Below are 21,585 nucleotides of genomic sequence, written 5' to 3' on the forward strand. Positions count from 1 at the left end.
TCTTTTATGATAACAAACTGACGCGACGCGGCACCTACGACAGGAAAATCCTCGTCCTGCCGCATGCGTCAATGGCAACTGGCAGACGTGTACCGTCACGCTCGACCAGATAGCGTACCTGCCGACGACGCAAGCAGTCGCGGCAACGAACCTGTCCCGTCGCATCGGTGGCGCAGACGCCCTCGGCGGTCAGCAGGCAGTGCTCGCACACCATAAGCTCGGGACGGTCGGCGTCGACCGGACCCAAGACGCCGGGTTCAGCAGCCAGCTCGGCAATACGCTCCGCATCATTGCCGAGCAACTCGGCCGGCAAGTACACCCGCCCCGCACCGAATCCGCGCAGCCAGGTAAGCGTGGCCCGATTCGCGCAGAACACCGGCGCCGCCACGTCAAACGTCACGCCCAGCTCGCGAGCGATCGCCACCTGCCCCAGGTTGCGGCAGACGATGCGCCCGGCACGCTGCATCAGTGAGCGGGTCCAGTCAGCGTCACTCGCGCGGCACACCTCGTCAAGCACCACAACGGCGTCGGACAAATCGAGTTCTCCGCGCGGGTCGGCATCCATCAGCTGCCAAGCAAAAACCATGCGAGTGGGAACCGCGCACTCCACCAACTCCGTCGATGCACCGCCATCCACCGCAACGCCCTCAAAGGGCAGCACTTCAACGGCACGCTCAACGGGCGCAATCGCATCCGCCTCGGCCCGCATGCGCTCCAACACCGCCGCCGTCTGATCCAACACGCCGGCGCTGCGAATCAGGTACACCTCGCAGCCCGTGTCAACCTTACGCTTGCAATGCACGACGACGCGCTCCCCCGCTGCGGCATCCACCGGACAGGGCACCTGCGGCCAGCGCTTGGGCACATCGGGACGCGCGTCGGCACCCGGATAAAACCGGATCTCGAGCGTGTCACCCGCCGCCACGGCGGCGTCGAGCTCAACGGTCACCTCTTCGTGGCCCACAGCGACCAAGCGCCCCACGCGCACGCCCTGGTTAATCGCACGCTCAAAGCTCATCAGCTCGGCACCCGAACGCCCTCGCAGGTACGCATCGGTAAACCCACGGTTAAACGACCTTCCCAGCTCGCGCTCAAGCTCTTCCACGGCACCGGGGTCCCACGCGCCGTCGTACAGCATATCGAGTGCCCGGCGCCACACCCGCACCACGTTGAATACGTAATCGGGGTTCTTCATGCGCCCCTCGATCTTGAGCGACGCCACGCCGGCATCTACAAGCTCGGGCAGATGTGCAATACCCAGATAGTCGCGCGGGCACAGCAGGCGATCTCCCTCGACGGCGACAACGCTCTGCCCCGCCTCGTCCACCAGGTCGTACGCCAGACGGCACGGCTGCGTGCAGTCGCCGCGCATCGCCGAGCGCCCACGCCGCAGGGCCGAGAACTCGCACGCCCCCGAATAGCCGATGCAAATCGCACCGTGGCAGAATACCTCGATGGGCACGCCCGCGGCACATAGCGCCGCAATCTCGTCGACCGTCAGCTCGCGTGCCGTCGTCACGCGCTCGACCCCCAGCTCATCGGCGGCAAGTCGCACGGCGCCTTCGCTATGAACGCCCGCCTGCGTGGACAGGTGAATCTCGACCCCGGGAATCGCCGCGCGCAGCGCGCAGGCCAGCCCGGCATCGGCGACAATCAGAGCATCGGCGCCCAGCTCCAGTGCATGAGCTCCCAACGCCACCGCGTCGGACAACTCATCGTCAAACACGAACACGTTGAGCGTCACGTACACACGCACGCCATGGGCATGCGCCACGGCGCAGCCGCGCGCAAACTCGTCGTCGGTAAAACCGTGCGCACTCACACGGGCGTTAAAGCCGCCCAACCCCGCATAGATGGCATCGGCGCCCGCGGCGATGGCCGCAAACATCTGGTCGAGCCCGCCCGCCGGCGCCAGCAGCTCGGGCAGCGCCGCACCGGCAGCATCCAATCCAGTCTTGTGTTGTCCGCTCGGCCCCATCGCCCGAATCGCCATCGGCAAACTCCTTACCAAGGTATGCATTCATTCTGAAAAATGCCGTCTTCCAGCATACACGAGGCCTCGCGCGCCCCGTTTGGTTTATCGTGTAATAACTTATGTCCATCCTGCCCCGACGGCACATCCGCCGTCCGGCACGACATACCTGGAGGTCAATATATGGGTCCTCGCCAACGACAGGGACGCAGCCGTTCAAAGACGCATGCCCTGCCCATAATCCTGCTCTCGTTTTTGGGCTTTTTGCTGATTGCGGGCGTGGCATTTGGCATCGGCATGGTCGGCAACGTCAACCGCTGGCTGTCCGATCTGCCCGACTACACCGACGCCAACGCGTATCTGGTGAGCGAGCCCACCGAGATCGTCGACTGCAACGGCAACAAGATCGCGAGCTTCTACACGCAAAACCGCAAGTCCATCACCAAGGACAAGGTCTCCCCCTACGTGCTACAGGGCACCGTTGACGTCGAGGACGAGCGCTTCTACGAGCACGGCGGTATCGACCTGTGGGGTATCGCGCGTGCTGCGGTGGCAACCCTCGGCGGCGGGCACGAAGGCGCCTCGACTATCACCCAGCAGCTGGTGCGCAACACCATCCTGCAGGAGGAGCAGTTCGACTCGACCATCGAGCGTAAGGTGCGCGAGGCCTACATCGCCGTAAAGATGGAGGACATGTACTCCAAAGACGAGATCCTCATGATGTACCTCAACACCATCTATTACGGTCACGGCGCCTACGGTATTGAGGCCGCCGCCGAGACCTACCTGTCCAAGAGCGCCGCAGACCTCACCCTGAGCGAGGCCGCGCTGTTGATCGGCCTTCCCAACTCGCCCTCGCAGTACGACCCCACGGTCAACCCCGACCTGGCGCTGTCCCGTCGCAACAAGGTCCTCGACAACATGCTGCGCCTGGGCCACATTACGCAGGAGGAGCACGATGCCGCACAGGCCGAGCCCATCACCCTCAACGTGACCGAAATCTCGGGCAGCGGCGTTGACGTATACTCGCAGCCCTACTTTGTCGCCTATGTTAAGCAGCTGCTGGAGCAGGAGTTCTCGACCGACGTGCTCTTTAAGGGCGGCCTGACCGTCAAGACCACCATCGACCCCACGATGCAGCAGGTGGCAGAGAATGCCGTTCGCGAGCAGCTCGACACGCTCTCGCTCGACGGCCTGGACATGGGCATGGTCGTCGTCGACCCCAAGACCGGCTACATCAAGTGCATGGTGGGCGGCTACGATTACAACGCCGACGAGAACCACGTAAACCATGCCACGGCCAAGCGTCCCGTCGGCTCCACCTTTAAGGCCTTTACGCTGGCAACTGCCATCCAAAACGGCATGAACCCCAACGTCACCCTCAACTGCAACTCGCCGCTCAAGGCGAAGGGCACCACGACCGAGGTCCAAAACTACGCCAACCATAGCTATGGCAACATCACGCTTAAGCAGGCGACGGCATACTCCTCCAACACCGGCTACATCCAGGTGGCGGAAGCCGTCGGCAACAGCAAGATCATCTCGCTCGTCAAAAAGCTCGGCATCGATCCCGCCAAGGACAACATCGAGGACGTTCCCGTCATGACCCTCGGCACCGGCTCGATCTCGCCGCTCGAGATGGCCGCCGCCTACGCGACGTTTGCCAACGGCGGCTACTATCGCCAGCCGATCGCCATCACCGAGATTGACTCTCGTACCGGTTCGGTGCTGTACCAGCACACCGACAATCCCTCACAGGTACTTACCGAGGGCGAGGCCGCCGCGGTCACCGATGTTCTGTCCGGCGTCATGAAGGGCGGCGGTACGGGTGCTGCCGGCGCCCTGAGCGTCAACCAGCCCTATGCCGGCAAGACGGGCACCACCGACAACACCACCAACCTGTGGTTCTGCGGCTATACCCCGCAGCTGGCGTGCGCCCTGTGGACCGGCTATTCCGCGGGCGAGATTCCCATCCAAAAATACGGCACAGACCTGCTGGGCGACAGCACCAACCTGCCTGTCTTTAAGCGGTTTATGAACACCGTTCTGACCGGTACCGAGCGCGAGGAGTTTGCGACCGGAACGGCGCCCACCTACAAGAACAACAGCGTCTGGAAGTTCTACGGCACTAACAACACCAAGAAGACGGAGAACGACGACAAGGACGAGAACGAGGACGAAGAGGAAACCACCACAACGACTACCACGACGACCACGACCACCGAGACCACGGGCGGCGACACCACCGGCGGCACCGGTACGACCGGTGGCTCGACGGGCGGCTCCACTGGTGGTTCGACCGGCGGCGATGGCGGCACGCCTACGCCTACGCCTACGCCTACGCCTACGCCTACACCCACTCCCGACCCCTCGCCCACGCCTGACGATACGGTTGGCTAGAAATTCATCCGGCCATTAGCAACAAGGCCCCCGAGCAGCTTATTAAAGTGCTCGGGGGCCTTTTAGTTTAAAGCGACCTGGTGGACGGCCTTTATACCGGCAAACAATATAGGGGGTACCGACCAACGTCGATACCCCCTTACAAGCCACCATGTCACGCACACAGTGCCGAGCGCACGACCCGCACGCCTACTTGCGAGAATTGCTCAGCTTATTGATCAGCGCCTCGAGACGCTCGCCGTCCTCGGCCGTCTGGGCAATAACCAAAATCGTATCGTTGCCGGCAAGCGAGCCAAGCACATCGGGCAACTCTGCCGCATCAACGGCGGCGGCGATGCCGGAAGCCGTACCAGGCTGAGCCTTGATCATAACCAGATTATCGGTGCGCAGAACGCCCGTTACGAGCTCGGAAACCATACGCTGCAGGTGCAGGTCCTCTGCCAGAACATAGATACCCTCGGGGAGCTTACGCAGCCCCATATCGGCAATATCGCGAGAGACAGTCGCCTGCGTGCAATCAAAGCCCATAGCGCGGAGCTCATCGACCAGCACGCGCTGCGTGCGGACGTCCTTATTGCGCACAATATCTCTAATGGCATCCTGGCGCCCATTGCGTTTTTTAGCCATACAAACCCTCTCTCCAAAAGATGGCGGAGACAATCAATCAGTGACTGAATAGTTTAACGCTATTTGAAGGCTTTTGTGTATAAGAACGCATTTCGAAACAATTCTATGCAAATTTGTTTCGAAATGAGCCGTTTAGGCGGTTTTTGCGCCCGTCCGGTTAAGAAAAGCTGCCAGATGCGTACACATCACGCAGCGCGCGGGCTTGGCGCTGGCGATCGGCCCAAACAACAAACCGAGTCCCCGATGGTTATCCTTGAGCGCGGCGACCATCTGACGGGTTCGAGGCGCCTCGAGCATATCACGCATGCGGGCGGAACGCTCGATTGACGACACTCCATGCGGGCTAAGACACAAATTCTCGATGCAGGCGACCAGTCCGGCAAAGTAGAACTTTTGGCTTGCCAGCTTGAGCCGACCACCGCTATCTGCTTCCGAGAGTGAGTCCGCAAGCTCGTCGAGCGCTCGAGTGTCATCGGATATCCTGGCATACATGGTGGGATCAAAGGCATCTGTAAGCTTAGGTGCCACCGCGTGGAAACAAGCGTCGCCGCAGCCGGACACGAATCGTGCCTGCGAGAGCGCATAAGCCATAAACTCAACCGTACGGTACGCCTTGCCGCGCGACAGGCATGCCTCAAACAGCGGACGGCTATACATCACGCCAGAGGTCTGAGCGACTAGGCCGCCCAAAATCAACTGGGGCAGCCCAGTCACCATAGAAGACTCGTCTTCTATGGCAATAGAGGCAGCATCCAAGACGCGCGAATGGCGTTCTCGATGTGCATCATAGCGGTCGAGCGACACCGTGGGGAACACTATGTCTGCCGCAGTATCGCACGCGATATCGACCATCTTGGAAAGGGACTGCGGAGCAAACCACTCATCGGCGTTCATAGCGATGATTTGAGAGCCGCGCGAGACAGCAAAACCGGCACGAAGGCAAGCGCCGCGCTTCGCGTCCTCGACGTCAATCAAATCAATATGGATGTCCCTGTCGGCAGCAACTTGAAGCGAATGGCGCACACCGGGCGCAGCATCGCGGCAGACAACGACAATCTGCAAATCGTAGAGGTCTTGGTTCTGGATACTCTCGAGCGCACGCATCGCATAGCTGGGCGAACCTTCTACCACAAGGATCACCGAAAGTCGCGGATGCGAGCCACGTCGAACCAAGTTATCCGTCCTCTCGACAGCAATGAATCAAACCGTGGTTCATGGTACACCCCGGCAATAAAAGCAATGAGACACCGGTTGTATTGCACGCCAAGAACAGATGTTGCACACGCGCAGCCCACAGATAATGGGTGTCGACGCACGACGCGTCGAGCCCTCCCCTAGTCGAGCACGACGAGCTCGGCGGGATCGTAATCCACGCCCATAAACGTAAGGCCGCAGGCAGGAGCCGTGGGGCCCGCAGCGGTACGGTCGCAAGCATCGATGACCTCGCGCATCCACTCGGGTTCACGGCGATGCATGCCAATCGCGACAAGCGTGCCAACGATCGTACGGACCATCGAATGCAGAAACGCATTGCCCTCGATGGTAAACGTCAGGATGTCCTCGCCAAACGCAACCTCATGGCCAAACTCGGCGCGCATTACGCAGCGGTGCGTAGGTTTGCCCACGGCAGAAGCAACCTTGCAAAAGCTTTTAAAGTCCTGCTCGCCCAGCAGCGCGGGGCAGGCAGCAGACATAGCCTCAACATCCAAGGGATAGCGATGCCACCACACCGCACCGCGGGACAGCACGGGGCGCGCATCTCGATCGGCAATACGGTACGTATACGTACGGGAACGCGCGTCAAAACGTGCAGAAAAGCCTTTACGGGCCTTGTAGACCTCGTTGATGGCGATATCTTTGGGCAGCAGGGCATCCATAGCCCGCAGCCACCTACGGCGCGTTAGGGCGAGCTCAGCGTCCGTTACGGGCACGCTGATGTACTGAGCCACGGCATGCACGCCGGCATCGGTGCGACCCGCGCACGTCAGATCGATCGGACGGCGAAGCAGCGTCTCGATGGCTCGACGCAGCTCACCCGCAACCGTCGTCTGTCCCGGCTGCTCGGCAAAGCCGCTATAGGACGAGCCATCGTATGCCACGCGGAAAACGAGCGTGGCATCGAGCTCTGGAATCGAATTGAAATCAGACGGCGCGGTCATGGGCGCTCCCAACAAACAGGCAATGGCATTTCGACAAAAAAAGAGGGGTACGCGAACGTACCCCTCGAATATAGCCTATGCAGACGGATTGTCTACTCAGCGGTCTCCTCAGCAGGAGCCTCCTCGGCAGCCTCGACCTTCTTGGGAGCAGCGGCCTTCTTGGGGGCCGGAGCAGCCTTCTTGGCCTTAGGCGTGCAAGGCTCGGTGACGAGCTCCATGATAACGATGGGAGCGTTGTCGCCCTTGCGGTTACCGAGCTTCATGATGCGGGTATAACCGCCGTTGCGATCCTGCCACATACCCTGGGCAGCCTTGTCGAAGATCTCGGCAACGAGCTGCTTATCGCCGAGCTTGGCGATAGCCAGACGACGAGAGTGCAGGTCGCCCTTCTTGGCCCAAGTGATGATCGGATCGACGACCGAACGCAGCGCTTTAGCGCGGGTCTCGGTGGTCTTGATGCGGTCGTTCTCGAAGAGGGCCTTAGCAAGGCTCTTCTTCATGGCCTTGGTGTGGCTCGCATCGGTGCCGAGCTTCAGGCCCTTCTTAACGTTGTGACGCATGGTCTAGTTTCTCCTCAAATATGCGAAGCATTAAGCCTTCAGGCTCAGGCCCATGGACTCAAGCTTGTCCTTCACTTCCTCGATCGACTTAACACCGAAGTTACGGATGTTGAGCAGATCGTTCTCCGAGAACTCAACGAGCTGACGGACCGAGTGAATGCTGGCGCGCTTAAGGCAGTTGTAGGAACGGACGGAAAGGTCCAGATCCTCGATCTGCTTGTCCAGCTCGGCGTTGTCGTTGGTGACCTCGGGAGCGAAGATCGAAGCCTCCTCCTCGACCTCGGGGGTCTCGGCAAGGTTCATAAAGGCGGCCATATGCTGGTTGATGATATTGGCAGCCTGGACCACGGCGTCGCGCGGGGCGATGGAGCCGTTGGTCTCGATCTCGAGGACAAGGCGATCGTAGTCGGTGTGCTGACCGACACGGCAAGCCTCAACGAGCTTGGCGCAACGGGAAACCGGCGAGTACAGCGAGTCGACGTGGATCACACCGATGGGATCGTTGTCGCGCTTGTTGGCCTCGCCAGAAACATAGCCGCGGCCATAGCCGATGCGCATGCTCATGGTGAGATGGCCACCCTCGGTGAGCGTAGCAATGTGCTGCTCGGGGTTGACCAGCTCAAACTCGGACGGAATAAAGAAGTCCGCACCGGTGACCTCGCAGGGGCCGTCAACCGAGATGGTGGCGGTCGCCTCGTCGGTCGTGCCGAGAGCCCTGAAGACAAGACCCTTGACATTCAGGACGATGTCGGTGACATCCTCGACCATGTTAGGGATGGTCATGAACTCGTGCTGCGCACCATCGATCTGAATAGCCTCGACGGCGGCACCCTCGAGCGAGGACAGAAGAACGCGACGAAGGGAGTTACCCAGCGTATCGCCGTAACCACGCTCGAGCGGCTCGACGGAGACACGAGCAGACGTCTCGTTGATCTCTTCGACCTGAACCTGAGGCCTAATGAATTCTGACATGTATTACCTCCAGCCTCAGCAGCCCGGATGGACTACTTAGAGTAGAGCTCGACGATGAGCTGCTCGTTGATATCACCGCTGATCTGCTCACGCGTCGGCAGAGCGAGCACGTTACCAGACAGCTTCTCGATATCGACCTCGAGCCAGCCAGGGACCTCAAAGCGCTCGGAGGAAATCAGGGCCTCCTTGATGGGGAGGAGGTCACGGAACTTCTCGCCGACAGCGACGACGTCGCCGGCCTTGACGCGGTAGGACGGGATGTCCACGCGCTTGCCGTTCACGGTGAAGTGACCGTGACGGACGGACTGACGAGCCTCTTTGCGGGTGCGGGCGAAGCCAAGACGGAAGACGACGTTGTCGAGGCGAGACTCAAGAATGATCATGAGGTTCTCACCGGTGACGCCGTTCATCTTACGGGCCTTGTTGAAGTAGCCGTGGAACTGCTTCTCCAGAACGCCATAGATGAACTTGACCTTCTGCTTCTCGCGCAGCTGCATGCCGTACTCAGATTCCTTGCGACGGCGCTTGGGCTGACGGATAGATTCCTTCTTGCTGCTGTAACCGAGCTCAGCGGGATCGATCCCGAGCTGACGGCAGCGCTTAAGAACAGGAGTCCTGTCGATTGCCATATTGATACGATCCTTTCAGTTACACGCGGCGACGCTTCTTGGGGCGGCAGCCGTTGTGCGGAATGGGGGTCTTGTCCTGGATGCTCGAGACCTCGAGGCCAGCAGCCTGGAGGGAGCGGATGGCGGTCTCACGACCGGAGCCGGGGCCCTTGACGAAGACGGAAACCTTCTTCATACCGTGCTCCATGGCCTGCTTGGCAGCAGCCTCGGCAGCCATCTGGGCAGCGAACGGCGTGGACTTACGGGAGCCCTTGAAGCCCACCTGGCCAGCCGACTTCCAGGAAATGACGTTGCCCTGGGGATCGGTGATCGAAACGATCGTGTTGTTGAACGTAGAACGAATGTGAGCCTGGCCCACGGAAATGTTCTTACGGTCCGCGCGCTTCAGACGGGCAGCGCGAACGTTCTTCTTAGCAGTAGCCATCTATCTAGCGCTCCTTATTTCTTCTTCTTAGCACCGATCTGACGCTTCGGGCCCTTGCGGGTACGAGCGTTAGTGTGGGTGCGCTGGCCGCGGACCGGGAGGCCCTTGCGGTGACGAAGGCCGCGGTTGCAGCCGATGTCCATAAGGCGCTTGACGTTCTGGTTGCGCTCACGGCGGAGGTCGCCCTCAACCATGATCTGGTTCTTATCGATATAATCGCGGATGGCGTTAACCTCATCCTCGGTGAGGTCCTTAACGCGCGTATCCACGTTAACGTTGCACTCGACGCAAATCTTCGTCGCAGTGGTGCGGCCGATGCCGTAAATGTAGGTCAGACCGATCTCAACGCGCTTCTCACGCGGGAGGTCGACACCATTAATACGGGCCAACGTAGTCTCCTCTCTTAACCCTGACGCTGCTTATGACGGGGGTTCTCGCAAATGACGAGGACCTTGCCATGGCGCCTAATGATTTTGCACTTATCGCACATCTTCTTGACCGAAGGACGTACCTTCATCGTTCTTCCTTTCGGTAGCGCTCAAACTACTTCCCTACTATCTACTCGCCCAGCCGCAGGCGTTTAAAACTATGGCTGGTCTTCACACACAATCCGACCGTAGGTTGAGCTAAGCCTGCAGTCGGAAATGGAGTGCGTGTATGCGTGCCGCTATTTGTAGCGATAGGTGATGCGGCCGCGGGTCAGGTCGTACGGGGAAAGCTCCACGACAACCCTGTCACCGGGGAGAATACGGATGTAATTCATTCGGATCTTGCCAGAAATGTTGCACAGAACCGAATGACCGTTCTCGAGCTCGACCTTAAACATGGCGTTGGGCAACGGTTCCTTTACCGTACCCTCGAGCTCAATTGCGTCTTCCTTCTTCACAAGCAATCATCTTTCTCTAGAAAACGACAGCGATTGAGTATTCTACAACACGTATGCACGCATCGTAATAACTTCGTAATGGCTCCACAACTAAATGGAACTTGTTACATTGAAATGTAAAACAAAGCCGTTCCCTGATGCCCAAGATCGCCTTGAAATGAGAAGACATAGACCTTGGGGTCATGCCTTCGAAATTGAAAGGCGAGGTTGGGCATCAGGGGGCGACGACTTTTACATTTCACCGCCTTGGAGGGAGCACCAAGCACCTTGGGCATCCGTGGTGAGAATCACCGGACCGTCATTGGTAATGGCGACGGTGTTCTCGTAGTGCGCGGCGGGCAGGTGATCGTTGGTCGTAACAATCCAACCGTCGGAGCCCGTGCTCACATGGTTGGAACCCATCGTAACCATCGGCTCGATGGCAATGACCATGCCGGCCTGGAGGCGAACGCCCCTCCCCTTCTTTCCATAGTTAGGAACGTTGGGGTCCTCGTGCATCACGCGGCCAATGCCATGGCCTACATAATCACGAAGCACACCGTAACCGTGAGACTCGGCGAGGGACTGAACGGCATAACCGACGTCCCCGATATGGTTACCGGGAACAGCCTGCTCGATGGCTGCCTTAAGGCAATCGCGCGTGACCTCGCACAAAGCCTTGGCTTCGGGCGTGGGGGTGCCGACGAAAAACGTCCAAGCGTTATCGCCGACCCAACCGTCGACAACGGCTCCCGTATCGATGGAGATGATATCGCCATCGCGCAGGATCATGTCGGGGTTGGGAATACCGTGGACCACGGCATCGTTGATCGATGCGCAAATGGTCCCCGGGAACCCGCCGTAACCCTTAAAGGCCGGGGTGCCGCCATGCATGCGGATAATCTGCTCCGCGAGCTGATCGAGCTCAAAGGTGGAAACGCCGGGGCGCACCATGGCTCCAACGTGGCGGAGCGCCATCTTAGATAGCGCTCCTGCCTTCTTCATCTGCTCGATTTGCGTTGCAGACTTAATCTTGATCATAGACCGAGAGCCTCTTTGACATCCCCGTACACGGTCTCGCGAGCCTGGTCACCGTTGACCGACTTGAGCAGACCCTGGCCACGATAGTAGTCGACGAGCGGGCTCGTGGACTTCTCGTAGACGTCGAGACGGTTCTTGATGGTCTCGGGCTTGTCGTCGTCGCGCTGATACATCTCGCCGCCACACTTGGGGCAGGTAGCATCGGCAGCGGTGCCGGTGTAACCGCATGCGCGGCAGGTGCGACGCGAAGACAGACGATCGATAATGACCTCGGGGGCCACATCGACCAGAAGGGCGCAGTCGATCTCGCGACCCATGGCGGAGAGCTCGGAATCGAGCGTCACAGCCTGGGCGGTGTTGCGCGGGAAGCCGTCGAGGATGAAACCCTGCTGGGCGTCATCGGCGGCAAGGCGCTCCTTGACAAGGTCGATCACGAGCTGGTCGGGAACGAGCTCGCCAGCGTCCATGTACTTCTTAGCCTGAATACCCAGCTCGGTGCCACCCTTGACGGCAGCACGCAGCAGGTCGCCCGTGGAAATGTGGGCGACGCCAAACTCGGCGACGAGCTCCTGTGCGACGGTGCCCTTACCGGCACCCGGAGCTCCGAGCAATACGAGATTCATGAGCAATCCTCCTCTAGCCTATTTAAAGAATCCATCGTAATCATACATCTTGATCTGGCCTTCGAGCTTATCGACCGTGTCGAGCACGACGCCGACCATGATGAGGATGGACGTGCCGCCAAATGCCTGGATCAGATGGTTACCCGTGAAGGAGAAGATGATCGAAGGCACGATGGCGATGAGCGCCAAAAAGACAGCGCTGGGAAGCGTGATCTTGTTGAGCGCGTTCTTGATGTAGGCCGCGGTAGCCCTACCCGGACGGACGCCCGGAATAAAGCCGCCCTGCTTCTTAAGGTTATCGGCCGTTTCATCGGGGTTGAACACCATGGAGGTGTAGAAGTACGCGAAGAACACGATGAGGACAACGTTAAGCACCCAGTTGAGCCAACCGGTCGAAAGCGCGGAGGCAACTGCCTGAATCCAGCCGATGCCGGGGAAGAACACGGCAATCTGAGCCGGGAAGTACAGCAGCGCCGAAGCGAAGATGATCGGCACGACACCCGCGGTGTTGACCTTGATGGGCAGGTAGGTGGTCTGGCCACCCATCATGCGACGGCCCACGACGCGCTTAGCGTAGGAGACCGGGATGCGGCGCTGGCCGCGCTCAAGGAAAACAATCAGCGGGATAACCAGCAGGATGATGGCGCAGATGATCACCATGGTGATGATGCCACCGGCATTGCCCTCGGTGCTGGAGAAGATAGCCTGCGGCAGACCGGCCATGATGTTCGCGAAGATGATCAGCGACATGCCATTGCCGATACCGCGCTGGGTGATGAGCTCACCAATCCACATGATCAGCATGGCGCCCGCGGTGAGCGTACCGACGATCATGAGGTCGAAGATGATCTCGGGAGCGCCGGCGCCATTGAAGCTGATGCCGAAGCTCTTAAAGAGGAAGAGGTAACCCACGGAGTTGAGGATTGCCAGAGCCAGGGTGAGGTAACGCGAATACTGCGTAATCTTGGTCTGACCGACCTCGCCCTCGCGGGCAAGCTCATGCAGGGAAGGCACGACGGCCTGGAGCATCTGGAGGATGATCGAGCTGGTGATGTAAGGCATGATGCCCAGCGAAAACACCGACACATAGCTCAACGCGCCGCCAGAGAAAAGATTCAGGAGGGCCATAGCACCTGCGGCGACCGAATTGTTATCGGTCGAGAAAAGGCCCAGCATCCCCTGGAAGGGAATGCCGGGCACAGGAACGTGCGCACCAATGCGGTACACGACGAGCATAGCTATGGTAAAAAGAATCTTTTCGCGCAATTCTTTGATGCGGAAAGCATTCTTAAGACCATTTAGCACGGCAGCTCGACCTTTCCGCCGGCGGCCTCGATCTTGGCCTGCGCAGAAGCGCTGACCTTGTCGACCTTGACCGTGAACTTCTTGGTGAGCTCACCATTGCCGAGCACCTTGACGGGCTCGAACTCGCTCTTGGTGATGCGAGCGGCCTTAAGAGCGGCACCGTCGATCACAGCGCCGTCCTCGAACTTGCGCTCGAGACGCTCAACGTTAACAGCGGTGTACTCGATACGACGGGGGTTGCGGAAGCCCGGAAGCTTGGGCAGGCGCATGGCCAGCGGAGTCTGGCCACCCTCGAAGCCGGCACCCTTGGTGCCGCCAGAGCGGGAACCCTGGCCCTTCTGACCGCGGCCAGAAGTGGTGCCGTGACCCGAAGAATTGCCACGGCCGACGCGCTTGCGGTTCTTGGTGGAACCGGGCGCGGGAGTAAGATCGTGAAGCTGCATTTGCTACTCCTCTACAATCTCGACAAGGTGCTTGACCTTGAAGATCATGCCGCGGACGGACTCGTTGTCAGCAATCTCGCGAACCTCGCGGATCCTGTGGAGACCGAGGGCACGGACAGTACGGACCTGGTCCTGCTTGCAACCGTTGGTGCTGCGGACCTGCTTGATCTTGATGGTGTCAGCCATGCTTAGTTCTCCTTACCGACGAACATCTCGGAGACCGTCAGGCCACGGCGAGCCGCGACGTCCTCAGGGCTGGAGAGCTCCTTGAGGCCCTCGACGGCAGCCTTGATGATGTTGAGGCCGTTGTCGGTACCGAGGGACTTGGACAGGACGTTCTTGATGCCAGCAAGCTCAAAGAGGGGACGCACAGCGCCGCCGGCGATAACGCCGGTACCCTCGACAGCGGGCTTGATGATGATGCGGCCGGCACCAAAGTGGCCGAGAACCTCGTGCGGGATGGTGCCCTGCTCGGTCACCGGCACGTGGAACATGTTCTTCTTGGCATCGAGAGATGCCTTGGAGATGGCCATGGGCACCTCAGCGGACTTGCCCATGCCAACGCCGACGTTGCCCTTGCCGTCGCCAACGACGACGAGAGCGACGAGGCTCATGCGACGACCACCCTTGACGGTCTTCGACACGCGGTTGATGTAAACGACGCGCTCCTCGAACTCGGAGGCCTCGCGCTGCTGCTTCTGATTACGAGCCATGTGCTACATACCTCCTAGAACTCGAGACCGGCGGCACGAGCACCGTCGGCGAGGGCCTTGACGCGGCCATGGTAGATACGGCCACCGCGATCGAAGGCGACCTTGGTGATGCCGGCCTCGATGGCGCGCTTGCCAACGAGCTGACCGACCTTCTCCGCAGCCTCCTTGTTCGAGGTGTGGGTGCCCTTGAACTCGGCCTCGAGGGTCGAGGCAGAGACGAGCGTCAGGCTGGAGCCCTTGCTGTCGTCGATGATCTGGGCATAGATGTTGGCGTTAGTACGGGTCACGCGAAGACGCGGACGCTCGGAGGTACCCGAGACCTTGCCGCGAACACGACGCTGACGACGCTTGAGGCCTTCCAGCTTCGCCTTATGCTTGTTCATACGTAAACTCCTAAAAAGGTTGATCTTGCCAGCACCTGACGGGGTGCTGGTCTTATGCGAGTGAGTCGGTTACGACTACTTGGCGGCCTTACCCAGCTTGCGGCGGATGTGCTCGCCAACGTAGTGGATACCCTTGCCCTTGTAAGGCTCGGGAGGACGATGGCCGCGGATCTCAGCGGCAATCTGACCGACCTGCTGCTTGTTGATACCCTTGACGTTCACGTGGGTGTTGTCGGGAACCTCGAAGGTGATGCCCTCGGGAGCCTCGACGATCACGGGGTGCGAGAAGCCCAGGGAGAACTCGAGGTTCTTGCCCTTCTGCTGCACGCGGTAACCGACGCCGGCGAGCTCGAGCTTCTTCTCGAAGCCCTCGGAAACGCCAACAACCATGTTGTGGATGAGGGCGCGGGTGAGGCCGTGGCGGGCACGGGTCTCACGCTCGTCGTCGGGACGGGAAACGGTGAGGACGTTGTCCTCGACGTTGATAGCGAGCTTCTCAAAGACATCGAGCTCGAGCTGGCCCTTGGGGCCCTTGACGACAACGTTGTTGCCGTTGACTGCCACTTCGACTCCGGCGGGAATCTGGACAGGCTTATTACCGATACGAGACACGGTGATCTCCTTTCCTTCTACCTACCGAGCGAATTACCAGACGTAAGCGATGATCTCGCCGCCGACGTTGTGCTTGCGAGCATCGCGGTCGGTCATGACGCCATGGCTGGTGGAAATAATGGCGGTACCAAGGCCACCGCGGACGCGGGGCATGTCGGCAACGCCGGTGTACTTACGCAGGCCCGGCTTGGAAATGCGGCGGATGCCGTTGATGACCTTAGCCTTCTTGGGACCATACTTAAGCGTGATGTGCAGAGTCTTCTGGGGAACGGTGTCCTCGACATCGTAGCCCTCGATGTAGCCCTCCTCGTGCAGAACACGAGCGATCTCGACGAGCTTCTTGCTGCTCGGCATGGAGACCGTGGCCTTGTTCACAGAGTTAGCGTTACGGATGCGCGTAAGCATATCTGCGATCGGGTCTGTAAGGTTCATACAGATTCTCCTTCGTTCTTGATGAACACGTGCTCTTGGTTCTTCGCCGCCCTTAACGGCAAAGCCTTTTTAGCGCGTTTTCCCTGTTCCAAACTGATGCTTGAAACGCTGGTAGTGACTTACCAGCTGGCCTTCTTAACGCCGGGAAGCTCGCCCTTGAGTGCAAGCTCGCGGAAGCAGACACGGCACAGGCCGAACTTGCGGTACACAGAGTGCGGACGGCCGCAGCGCTGGCAGCGCGTGTACTCACGAGTAGAGAACTTCTGCTTGCGATTGCACTTGACGATCATCGATGTCTTAGCCACTTATATCCTCCTCACATAGAGTATTGTTCGCCCCAAGCGCCGCCCCCTTGTGGGAACGGCGCTTATAGGGCAGGTGAACCTATTTCTTGAACGGGAAACCGAAGGCGTCCAGAAGGGCCTTGGCCTCCTCATCGGTGTTGGCGGTGGTCACGAAAGTGATGTCCATACCACGCTGGTGATCGACGGAGTCGAAGTCGATCTCGGGGAAGATGAGCTGCTCGGTGACGCCCATGGAGAAGTTACCACGGCCGTCGAAGCTCTTGGCGGAGATGCCGCGGAAGTCGCGGATACGGGGGATCGCGACGGAGGTCAGACGATCGAAGAACTCCCACATACGGTCGCCACGCAGGGTAACCTTGCAGCCGATCGGCATACCAGCGCGCAGGCGGAAGGTAGCGATGGACTTGCGGGCACGGGTGATCATCGGCTGCTGGCCGGTGATGGCGCGCAGGTCGCGCACGGCACCGTCGATGGCCTTGGAATCGGTAGCGGCCTCGCCGACACCCATGTTCACGACGATCTTCTCAAACTTGGGGATCATCATGACGTTCTCGTACTGGAACTTGTCCTGAAGCTGCTGCTTGACCTCGTTGTTGTACTTGGTCTTCAGACGCGGCACATACTTCTCTTCTGCCATTGTTCACTCCTTCTTGGGGTTTTAAGCACGGGGCGTGGCCACGATGGGTTGTCCTCGTGCCTCCTGGCTGCATCCGCGCCGCTCATGGCATTTTGCGGTTTGGACTCGACGCAGCAGGAGCCGACAAAACAATCGGTACTATACGCGCATCGGGAGCGTATTTCCAGAAAAACCTCGTCTGCCTGCACAACTCCACAACTCCCCCGCACAAATGGATCCCAAAAAGCAGTTGCGGTGAAATAGGGACTGTTTGGCGGCCTAACAGGCTTAAACAGTCCGTATTTCACCGCAACTTATTGGTGGGGATGCGATTAGCGCTTGCGGGGAACGAGTTTGGTGCGGCGCAGGTGGATCATCTCGGCGGCAATGGAGATGGCGATCTCCTCGGGGTCCTCGGCCTCGATGGCAACGCCGATCGGAAGGTGCAGCTCGTCGATCTGGTCCTGCGTAAAGCCTTCCTGCTCCAGGCGGGCACGCACAAAGGCCGTCTTGCGGCGCGAACCCAGACAGCCCAGGTAGGCAGGCTTGGCGCGCATGGCCTGAATCACCACGTCGATATCGGACTTGTGACCCGCCGTGGCCACGACCACCAAGTCGCGCGGACCGATGGGGCACTGCTCGCCCAGATTCTTGTAATCGACCAGGCGACGGTCGTAGACACCGGGCACCCATTCGGGCGTCAGCGTGCCGGGGCGGTCATCGCACGCCACGACGGCAAAGCCCGCCGCCGTGAGCACCCGTGCCGTCGCAGCGCCCACGTGGCCGCAGCCAAAGATATAGGTTAGGCCCTCGGGGCAGAGCGTCTCGATGTGCGCCGGGGGAATCTCGGAGGCGGCGTTGGTGTAAGTAACCTTACTCCCCTCCTCCACCAGCGAAAGCTCGGGGCAGCCGGCAATGGTATGGCGCGATGCCTCGCCATGATATTCGGCAACATCGCCTTCGAGCGCGCTTGCGATAAACGGCTCAAAGTCGATGACGAAGTCGCCGATGCGTCGATACGCCAAGACGTCGGCAACCGACTGGAACAACGGTGCCTTGGTCGCGTCCAGATGCAGATAGCACAGGCAGATGGCTCCGCCGCAGATCATGCCGGTATCGGAGTTCTCGCCGCCCATGGTGTAGCGGACCAGACGCGACTGCCCCGCGGCCAGCAGCTCGCGCGCCTCATCGAGCGCAAAGAGCTCGATCTTGCCGCCACCGATGGTGCCCGCCTGGCTACCGTCGGCAAAGACAGTCATCCAGGCGCCCACACCGCGCGGTGACGACCCCGCCGTACCGGCCACGACCACCAGCTCGCACGTCTTACCGGCCTTCAGTGCATCAAGCGCAGCATTCACCACATCGAGCTTTTCCATTGCAATTTCCTATCCCTGGAATACACCGGTGAGCATAGCGAGTGCCTCGAGCACGCCGCCGCCGACCGACGTCGCCTTGTCCGAAATGTAGTTGATATAGCTGGCATCGCCGCGCGGATCGACATCGGCGCATTTAAAGCCCTCAGTCACCTGCACGCCGTTCGCCAAAAGCCCGCGCAGACAGCCATCGATCTGCGTGCACATGGGCGTATCGCCCGCATAGCCAATCACGTCTCCGGCGCTCACGATGTCGCCGATTGCGTGGTCGGACCGAAACACGCCGGCGGCGGGGCTGTGGATAACGCGCTCTTTACCATAGCCGGCGATAATGCCTGGCACGCCCGTGTTGGGCTGGGGCGAACCTTGGGTAATGACACGGCCGAGAAAATGCCCGCGCATGGTCTCGACCACGGCATCGCAGTCAACCGGCGCGGTAAAGCCCGGCCCCACGGCGATGACGGCAGGCGCCATGTCGCGCGTGGTGCCCAAGTTGCGCTTAGCCAGAATCGCGTCGACCACGGCAGCGGGTTTCAGCTCGCCGAGCATCTTGGCCTGGGGGTCCACCACAACGGCGACGTCTCCGGCCTCGGTAATCGCAAGTGCCTCTGCCGGCGTCTGTGCCAAGCGAGCGCGAATACCCTCGACCTCGACCTCGCCCAGACGAATGGCCTCGCAAAAACTGATCGTGCGGCGGATGCACGTGGGAACCGCGATATCGGCCATAACGACCGACACGCCGGCGCGCACCAAGCGAGCGGCGACGCCCGTGGCGATATCGCCGGCGCCGCGAACATAAACGAGCATTCCCGGGGCACCTCCCTGTGCTACGGTTTGAGCAGAGCAAAAGCGGTTCGACCGCTACTCTGATGATTATTTATTATCACAGTATTATACGGCGGTGAACAGATGGAAACGACGACCGGAAACCTTGCCTCCGCGCTCAAGATCGAGCCGGGCATTACCGCAATTATCGGCAGTGGCGGCAAGTCGACATTGCTGCGTGCGTTGGGTCTCGAGCTCATGCGCGCCGGCGGCAGGGTGCTTCTCTGTACCACCACGCACATGTTTCCCGTCGCCGGCGTACCATGGGACGGGTCGAATCGTCGCCTGGACGCCGCGCCTTGGAAGCCGGGGGCCCTGCATGTTCCCGGCTGCACCTGCGAGGCATGCGCGGGCATGAACCGCGGAAGTATCTGCCAGGCGGGTGTTTTGGGCCCGGAGACAGGCAAGCTCTCCGCCCCCGTTGAGCCGCTCAACGAGCTGGCGCAGCGCTTTGACTATGTATTGGCCGAGGCAGATGGCAGCAAGCGACTCCCGCTCAAGGCGCATGCCGCCTGGGAGCCGGTAATTCCCTCCGGCACAGCAAACGTTGTCTGGGTCGTCGGCGCCTCGGGGCTGGGCAAGCCCGTCGCCGAGGTTGTCCACCGCCCCGAGCTCTTCTGCGAGCGCTGCGGCTGCGAGCCCACCGACGCTGCCACCCCAGAGCGCGTCGCCATGGTGCTCAATGCCGAGCTGCGAATGCTGAACCTCAACAATGCCCGCATCATGCTCAACCAAGTCGACACGCTTGCCGACCCAACGATGGCAGATCGCTTCGAGACAGCCCTCGGCCGCTCCCTCATCGCCACCAGCCTCAAAGGGTAGCTAATTTGGGACGGGGCTCTTTTAGCTACCCCATGTTGAGAGAAAAATCATCAGGCAGGCAAGGGTAGCTAAAAGAGCCCCGTCCCAAATTAGCTACCCTGGCGGCCTTCCTGCTAGCGGGGGACGTAGCGGCCGGGTTGGGCTCCGGTGGGCTCGCCATCGCGCGCCACCAGCACGCCGTTCACAAACACGGCCTTGGCACGGCCATGTGCCTCAAAGCCCTCGAGCGGCGTGTAGTCCACGGCCTGATGCTGCGTCGCGGCGCTGATCGTCCAACGCGCGCAAGGATCCCACACGCACACGTCGGCATCGGCACCCTCGGCAAGACAGCCCTTGCGCGGGTACATGCCAAACACGCGCGCCGGGTTCTCGCTCATCAAACGGCACAGATCCTCGGGTCCCAGCTGTCCCTCAAAGCTCGTGGCAATCGCGACGGGACGATGCTCCACGCCGGGCCCGCCGTTGGGAATCGCGCGGAAGTCGTCGCGCCCGCGGTCCTTTTGCCCGTGCAGGTTAAAGCTGCAGTGGTCGGTCGCAATCGTATCGATCTCGCCGGCCACAAGCGCCTCACGCAGTGCCGCACGGTCACCCGCACGGCGCAGCGGCGGGCTCATCACATACTTGGCACCCGCAAAGCCGTCCTCGCCCTGCTCCAGATAGCAGGTGTCGTCGAGCATCAGATACTGAGGGCAGGTCTCGACATAAATGTTCTTCTGCCCGCGCGCCTTGGCAGCGCGAATGGCCTCGAGCCCCAGCTTGGTCGAAAGGTGTACCACGTTGACCGGAGCGTCCCCGGCCAAGTGAGCCAGATACAGCAGGCGGCTCACGGCCTCGGCCTCACACACGTCCGGACGGCTGAGCGCATGGCCCTCAGGCCCGTGGATACCCTGCTCAAACACGCGCTTCTGCAGCGCGTTGACCAACGTGCCGTTCTCGCAATGCACGCACAGGATACCGCCCACGCGCTTGAGCTCCTCCAGCACCTCGAGTGTCTCGGCATCGTCCAAGCGCAGGTGGTCATAGGCAAAGTAGGTCTTAAACGACGATACGCCCGCCTCGCGCATAGCCGAAAGATCGGCGCGGTTGCGCTCATTCCACTCGGCGAGTGCCATATGAAAGGCGTAGTTGGCCGTGCAGGTTCCGTCGGCACGGCGATGCCACTCGGCAAGGGCGTCGGGCATGGTCACGCCGCGATCGGCCGTCGCGTAGTCCACGATGGTCGTCGTACCGCCGCAGGCAGCCGCACGCGTGCCGGTTTCAAAGCTATCGGCTGTCCAATCCATGCCAGTCCAGCACTGCATGTGCGTGTGGCCGTCGATAAAGCCGGGGAACACCCAACAGCCCACGGCATCCTCGACGGTATCGCCCTCGGCCGGCTCAATCGCCGCGGCAATCCGCACAATCTTGTCGCCCTCCATGGCAAGATCGGCGCGGCGAAGCCCCTGGGGCGTCACGAGCGCGCCGTTTTTGATGATGATCATGTT

Annotated in this window: 27 protein-coding genes; 2 read left to right on the forward strand and 25 right to left on the reverse strand. The window is 60.5% G+C overall.

The genetic code is table 11. The annotated features are described in order from the left end of the window. Positions 1-34: 34 nt before the first annotated feature. Positions 35-1,993, reverse strand: coding sequence for a U32 family peptidase (locus PGW49_RS02200; protein ID WP_270225359.1), 1,959 nt, complete (start codon positions 1,991-1,993; stop codon positions 35-37). 162 nt (positions 1,994-2,155) lie between these two features. On the opposite strand from PGW49_RS02200, the gene PGW49_RS02205 reads away from it, so the two are divergent. Continuing rightward, positions 2,156-4,372 (forward strand): transglycosylase domain-containing protein, encoded by a 2,217-nt coding sequence (locus PGW49_RS02205; protein WP_270225361.1) that lies wholly within the window; start codon positions 2,156-2,158, stop codon positions 4,370-4,372. A gap of 189 nt (positions 4,373-4,561) precedes the next feature. Here PGW49_RS02205 and PGW49_RS02210 read toward each other — a convergent pair whose 3' ends face one another. From PGW49_RS02210 to yqeB, 23 genes are all read right to left on the reverse strand, one after another. Beyond that, positions 4,562-4,999 (reverse strand): arginine repressor, encoded by a 438-nt coding sequence (locus tag PGW49_RS02210; protein ID WP_006235280.1) that lies wholly within the window; start codon positions 4,997-4,999, stop codon positions 4,562-4,564. 132 nt (positions 5,000-5,131) lie between these two features. Continuing rightward, positions 5,132-6,130, reverse strand: a complete 999-nt coding sequence (locus PGW49_RS02215) for a glycosyltransferase family 2 protein (protein ID WP_138375096.1) — start codon at positions 6,128-6,130, stop codon at positions 5,132-5,134. A 203-nt stretch (positions 6,131-6,333) separates the two neighbouring features. Further along, positions 6,334-7,158 carry a tRNA pseudouridine(38-40) synthase TruA gene (gene truA / locus PGW49_RS02220; protein ID WP_055287449.1) on the reverse strand — a complete coding sequence of 275 codons (825 nt, stop codon included), beginning with the start codon at positions 7,156-7,158 and terminating at the stop codon, positions 6,334-6,336. Positions 7,159-7,250: 92 nt separating this feature from the next. Continuing rightward, positions 7,251-7,718: a 50S ribosomal protein L17 gene (rplQ, locus tag PGW49_RS02225; RefSeq protein ID WP_055287451.1), complete on the reverse strand. Its 468-nt coding sequence runs from the start codon at positions 7,716-7,718 to the stop codon at positions 7,251-7,253. A 30-nt stretch (positions 7,719-7,748) separates the two neighbouring features. Then, positions 7,749-8,690 (reverse strand): DNA-directed RNA polymerase subunit alpha, encoded by a 942-nt coding sequence (locus PGW49_RS02230; protein WP_006235276.1) that lies wholly within the window; start codon positions 8,688-8,690, stop codon positions 7,749-7,751. A 32-nt stretch (positions 8,691-8,722) separates the two neighbouring features. Further along, positions 8,723-9,319 (reverse strand): 30S ribosomal protein S4, encoded by a 597-nt coding sequence (gene rpsD, locus PGW49_RS02235; RefSeq protein WP_006235275.1) that lies wholly within the window; start codon positions 9,317-9,319, stop codon positions 8,723-8,725. A 19-nt stretch (positions 9,320-9,338) separates the two neighbouring features. Next, positions 9,339-9,743: a 30S ribosomal protein S11 gene (gene rpsK / locus PGW49_RS02240; RefSeq protein ID WP_006235274.1), complete on the reverse strand. Its 405-nt coding sequence runs from the start codon at positions 9,741-9,743 to the stop codon at positions 9,339-9,341. 14 nt (positions 9,744-9,757) lie between these two features. Next, entirely contained in the window at positions 9,758-10,132 is a 375-nt protein-coding gene (gene rpsM / locus PGW49_RS02245; protein WP_022094275.1) for a 30S ribosomal protein S13, read from the reverse strand. Positions 10,133-10,146: 14 nt separating this feature from the next. Continuing rightward, a complete protein-coding gene (gene rpmJ / locus PGW49_RS02250; RefSeq protein WP_006363204.1) occupies positions 10,147-10,260 on the reverse strand; it encodes a 50S ribosomal protein L36 in 114 nt (37 codons plus the stop codon). A 150-nt stretch (positions 10,261-10,410) separates the two neighbouring features. Next, on the reverse strand, positions 10,411-10,629 hold the full coding sequence (infA, locus tag PGW49_RS02255; protein ID WP_035137443.1) for a translation initiation factor IF-1: 219 nt from the start codon (positions 10,627-10,629) through the stop codon (positions 10,411-10,413). Between the two features lie 231 nt (positions 10,630-10,860). Beyond that, positions 10,861-11,649, reverse strand: a complete 789-nt coding sequence (gene map, locus PGW49_RS02260) for a type I methionyl aminopeptidase (protein ID WP_006235270.1) — start codon at positions 11,647-11,649, stop codon at positions 10,861-10,863. Further along, positions 11,646-12,272, reverse strand: coding sequence for an adenylate kinase (locus PGW49_RS02265; protein WP_006235269.1), 627 nt, complete (start codon positions 12,270-12,272; stop codon positions 11,646-11,648). Before PGW49_RS02265 ends, map begins: the two co-directional genes overlap by 4 nt. An 18-nt stretch (positions 12,273-12,290) precedes the next feature. Continuing rightward, positions 12,291-13,577 carry a preprotein translocase subunit SecY gene (gene secY, locus PGW49_RS02270; RefSeq protein WP_195544484.1) on the reverse strand — a complete coding sequence of 429 codons (1,287 nt, stop codon included), beginning with the start codon at positions 13,575-13,577 and terminating at the stop codon, positions 12,291-12,293. Beyond that, positions 13,571-14,020, reverse strand: a complete 450-nt coding sequence (gene rplO / locus PGW49_RS02275; protein ID WP_006235267.1) for a 50S ribosomal protein L15 — start codon at positions 14,018-14,020, stop codon at positions 13,571-13,573. The genes secY and rplO overlap by 7 nt, the downstream gene beginning before the upstream one ends. 3 nt (positions 14,021-14,023) lie before the next feature. Next, positions 14,024-14,206, reverse strand: a complete 183-nt coding sequence (rpmD, locus tag PGW49_RS02280; RefSeq protein WP_006235266.1) for a 50S ribosomal protein L30 — start codon at positions 14,204-14,206, stop codon at positions 14,024-14,026. Positions 14,207-14,208: 2 nt separating this feature from the next. After that, complete coding sequence (rpsE, locus tag PGW49_RS02285; RefSeq protein ID WP_006235265.1) at positions 14,209-14,733, reverse strand: 30S ribosomal protein S5; 525 nt, start codon at positions 14,731-14,733, stop codon at positions 14,209-14,211. A 14-nt stretch (positions 14,734-14,747) separates the two neighbouring features. Further along, entirely contained in the window at positions 14,748-15,116 is a 369-nt protein-coding gene (gene rplR, locus PGW49_RS02290) for a 50S ribosomal protein L18 (RefSeq protein WP_006235264.1), read from the reverse strand. A gap of 75 nt (positions 15,117-15,191) precedes the next feature. Next, positions 15,192-15,728 carry a 50S ribosomal protein L6 gene (rplF, locus tag PGW49_RS02295; RefSeq protein ID WP_006235263.1) on the reverse strand — a complete coding sequence of 179 codons (537 nt, stop codon included), beginning with the start codon at positions 15,726-15,728 and terminating at the stop codon, positions 15,192-15,194. 33 nt (positions 15,729-15,761) lie between these two features. Beyond that, a complete protein-coding gene (gene rpsH / locus PGW49_RS02300) occupies positions 15,762-16,160 on the reverse strand; it encodes a 30S ribosomal protein S8 (RefSeq protein ID WP_006235262.1) in 399 nt (132 codons plus the stop codon). A 119-nt stretch (positions 16,161-16,279) separates the two neighbouring features. Continuing rightward, positions 16,280-16,465, reverse strand: coding sequence for a type Z 30S ribosomal protein S14 (locus tag PGW49_RS02305; protein ID WP_022094280.1), 186 nt, complete (start codon positions 16,463-16,465; stop codon positions 16,280-16,282). A 79-nt stretch (positions 16,466-16,544) separates the two neighbouring features. Continuing rightward, positions 16,545-17,102 carry a 50S ribosomal protein L5 gene (gene rplE / locus PGW49_RS02310; RefSeq protein ID WP_006235260.1) on the reverse strand — a complete coding sequence of 186 codons (558 nt, stop codon included), beginning with the start codon at positions 17,100-17,102 and terminating at the stop codon, positions 16,545-16,547. Positions 17,103-17,413: 311 nt separating this feature from the next. Beyond that, positions 17,414-18,457: an XdhC family protein gene (locus tag PGW49_RS02315; protein WP_270225378.1), complete on the reverse strand. Its 1,044-nt coding sequence runs from the start codon at positions 18,455-18,457 to the stop codon at positions 17,414-17,416. A 9-nt stretch (positions 18,458-18,466) separates the two neighbouring features. Beyond that, complete coding sequence (gene yqeB / locus PGW49_RS02320) at positions 18,467-19,261, reverse strand: selenium-dependent molybdenum cofactor biosynthesis protein YqeB (protein WP_270225379.1); 795 nt, start codon at positions 19,259-19,261, stop codon at positions 18,467-18,469. A gap of 102 nt (positions 19,262-19,363) precedes the next feature. Here yqeB and yqeC point away from each other — a divergent pair, with 102 nt between their 5' ends. Beyond that, a complete protein-coding gene (gene yqeC / locus PGW49_RS02325; RefSeq protein ID WP_270225380.1) occupies positions 19,364-20,101 on the forward strand; it encodes a selenium cofactor biosynthesis protein YqeC in 738 nt (245 codons plus the stop codon). Between the two features lie 113 nt (positions 20,102-20,214). On the opposite strand, the gene hydA is transcribed toward yqeC, so the two are convergent. Continuing rightward, the gene (gene hydA / locus PGW49_RS02330) at positions 20,215-21,582 is read right to left on the reverse strand and encodes a dihydropyrimidinase (RefSeq protein WP_270225381.1); all 1,368 of its coding nucleotides are present in this window, start codon (positions 21,580-21,582) and stop codon (positions 20,215-20,217) included. Between the last annotated feature and the right edge of the window lie 3 nt (positions 21,583-21,585).

The sequence above is a fragment of the Collinsella aerofaciens genome (genome assembly GCF_027679495.1).
Classification (GTDB): Bacteria; Actinomycetota; Coriobacteriia; order Coriobacteriales; family Coriobacteriaceae; genus Collinsella; species Collinsella aerofaciens_AK.

Bases quoted from the DNA above. Each gene is read 5' to 3' on its own strand.
- PGW49_RS02200 (WP_270225359.1), bottom strand. From the start codon at position 1,993: ATGGCGATTCGGGCGATGGGGCCGAGCGGACAACACAAGACTGGATTG.
- rpmJ (WP_006363204.1), bottom strand. From the start codon at position 10,260: ATGAAGGTACGTCCTTCGGTCAAGAAGATGTGCGATAAGTGCAAAATC.
- yqeB (WP_270225379.1), bottom strand. From the start codon at position 19,261: ATGCTCGTTTATGTTCGCGGCGCCGGCGATATCGCCACGGGCGTCGCC.
- rpsD (WP_006235275.1), bottom strand. From the start codon at position 9,319: ATGGCAATCGACAGGACTCCTGTTCTTAAGCGCTGCCGTCAGCTCGGG.
- rplO (WP_006235267.1), bottom strand. From the start codon at position 14,020: ATGCAGCTTCACGATCTTACTCCCGCGCCCGGTTCCACCAAGAACCGC.
- rplE (WP_006235260.1), bottom strand. From the start codon at position 17,102: ATGGCAGAAGAGAAGTATGTGCCGCGTCTGAAGACCAAGTACAACAAC.
- rpmD (WP_006235266.1), bottom strand. From the start codon at position 14,206: ATGGCTGACACCATCAAGATCAAGCAGGTCCGCAGCACCAACGGTTGC.
- map (WP_006235270.1), bottom strand. From the start codon at position 11,649: ATGATCAAGATTAAGTCTGCAACGCAAATCGAGCAGATGAAGAAGGCA.
- PGW49_RS02210 (WP_006235280.1), bottom strand. From the start codon at position 4,999: ATGGCTAAAAAACGCAATGGGCGCCAGGATGCCATTAGAGATATTGTG.
- rpsH (WP_006235262.1), bottom strand. From the start codon at position 16,160: ATGAACCTTACAGACCCGATCGCAGATATGCTTACGCGCATCCGTAAC.
- rplR (WP_006235264.1), bottom strand. From the start codon at position 15,116: ATGAACAAGCATAAGGCGAAGCTGGAAGGCCTCAAGCGTCGTCAGCGT.
- PGW49_RS02205 (WP_270225361.1), top strand. From the start codon at position 2,156: ATGGGTCCTCGCCAACGACAGGGACGCAGCCGTTCAAAGACGCATGCC.
- rplQ (WP_055287451.1), bottom strand. From the start codon at position 7,718: ATGCGTCACAACGTTAAGAAGGGCCTGAAGCTCGGCACCGATGCGAGC.
- rpsK (WP_006235274.1), bottom strand. From the start codon at position 9,743: ATGGCTACTGCTAAGAAGAACGTTCGCGCTGCCCGTCTGAAGCGCGCG.
- PGW49_RS02265 (WP_006235269.1), bottom strand. From the start codon at position 12,272: ATGAATCTCGTATTGCTCGGAGCTCCGGGTGCCGGTAAGGGCACCGTC.
- PGW49_RS02230 (WP_006235276.1), bottom strand. From the start codon at position 8,690: ATGTCAGAATTCATTAGGCCTCAGGTTCAGGTCGAAGAGATCAACGAG.
- truA (WP_055287449.1), bottom strand. From the start codon at position 7,158: ATGACCGCGCCGTCTGATTTCAATTCGATTCCAGAGCTCGATGCCACG.
- PGW49_RS02315 (WP_270225378.1), bottom strand. From the start codon at position 18,457: ATGGAAAAGCTCGATGTGGTGAATGCTGCGCTTGATGCACTGAAGGCC.
- rpsE (WP_006235265.1), bottom strand. From the start codon at position 14,733: ATGGCTCGTAATCAGAAGCAGCAGCGCGAGGCCTCCGAGTTCGAGGAG.
- hydA (WP_270225381.1), bottom strand. From the start codon at position 21,582: ATGATCATCATCAAAAACGGCGCGCTCGTGACGCCCCAGGGGCTTCGC.
- yqeC (WP_270225380.1), top strand. From the start codon at position 19,364: ATGGAAACGACGACCGGAAACCTTGCCTCCGCGCTCAAGATCGAGCCG.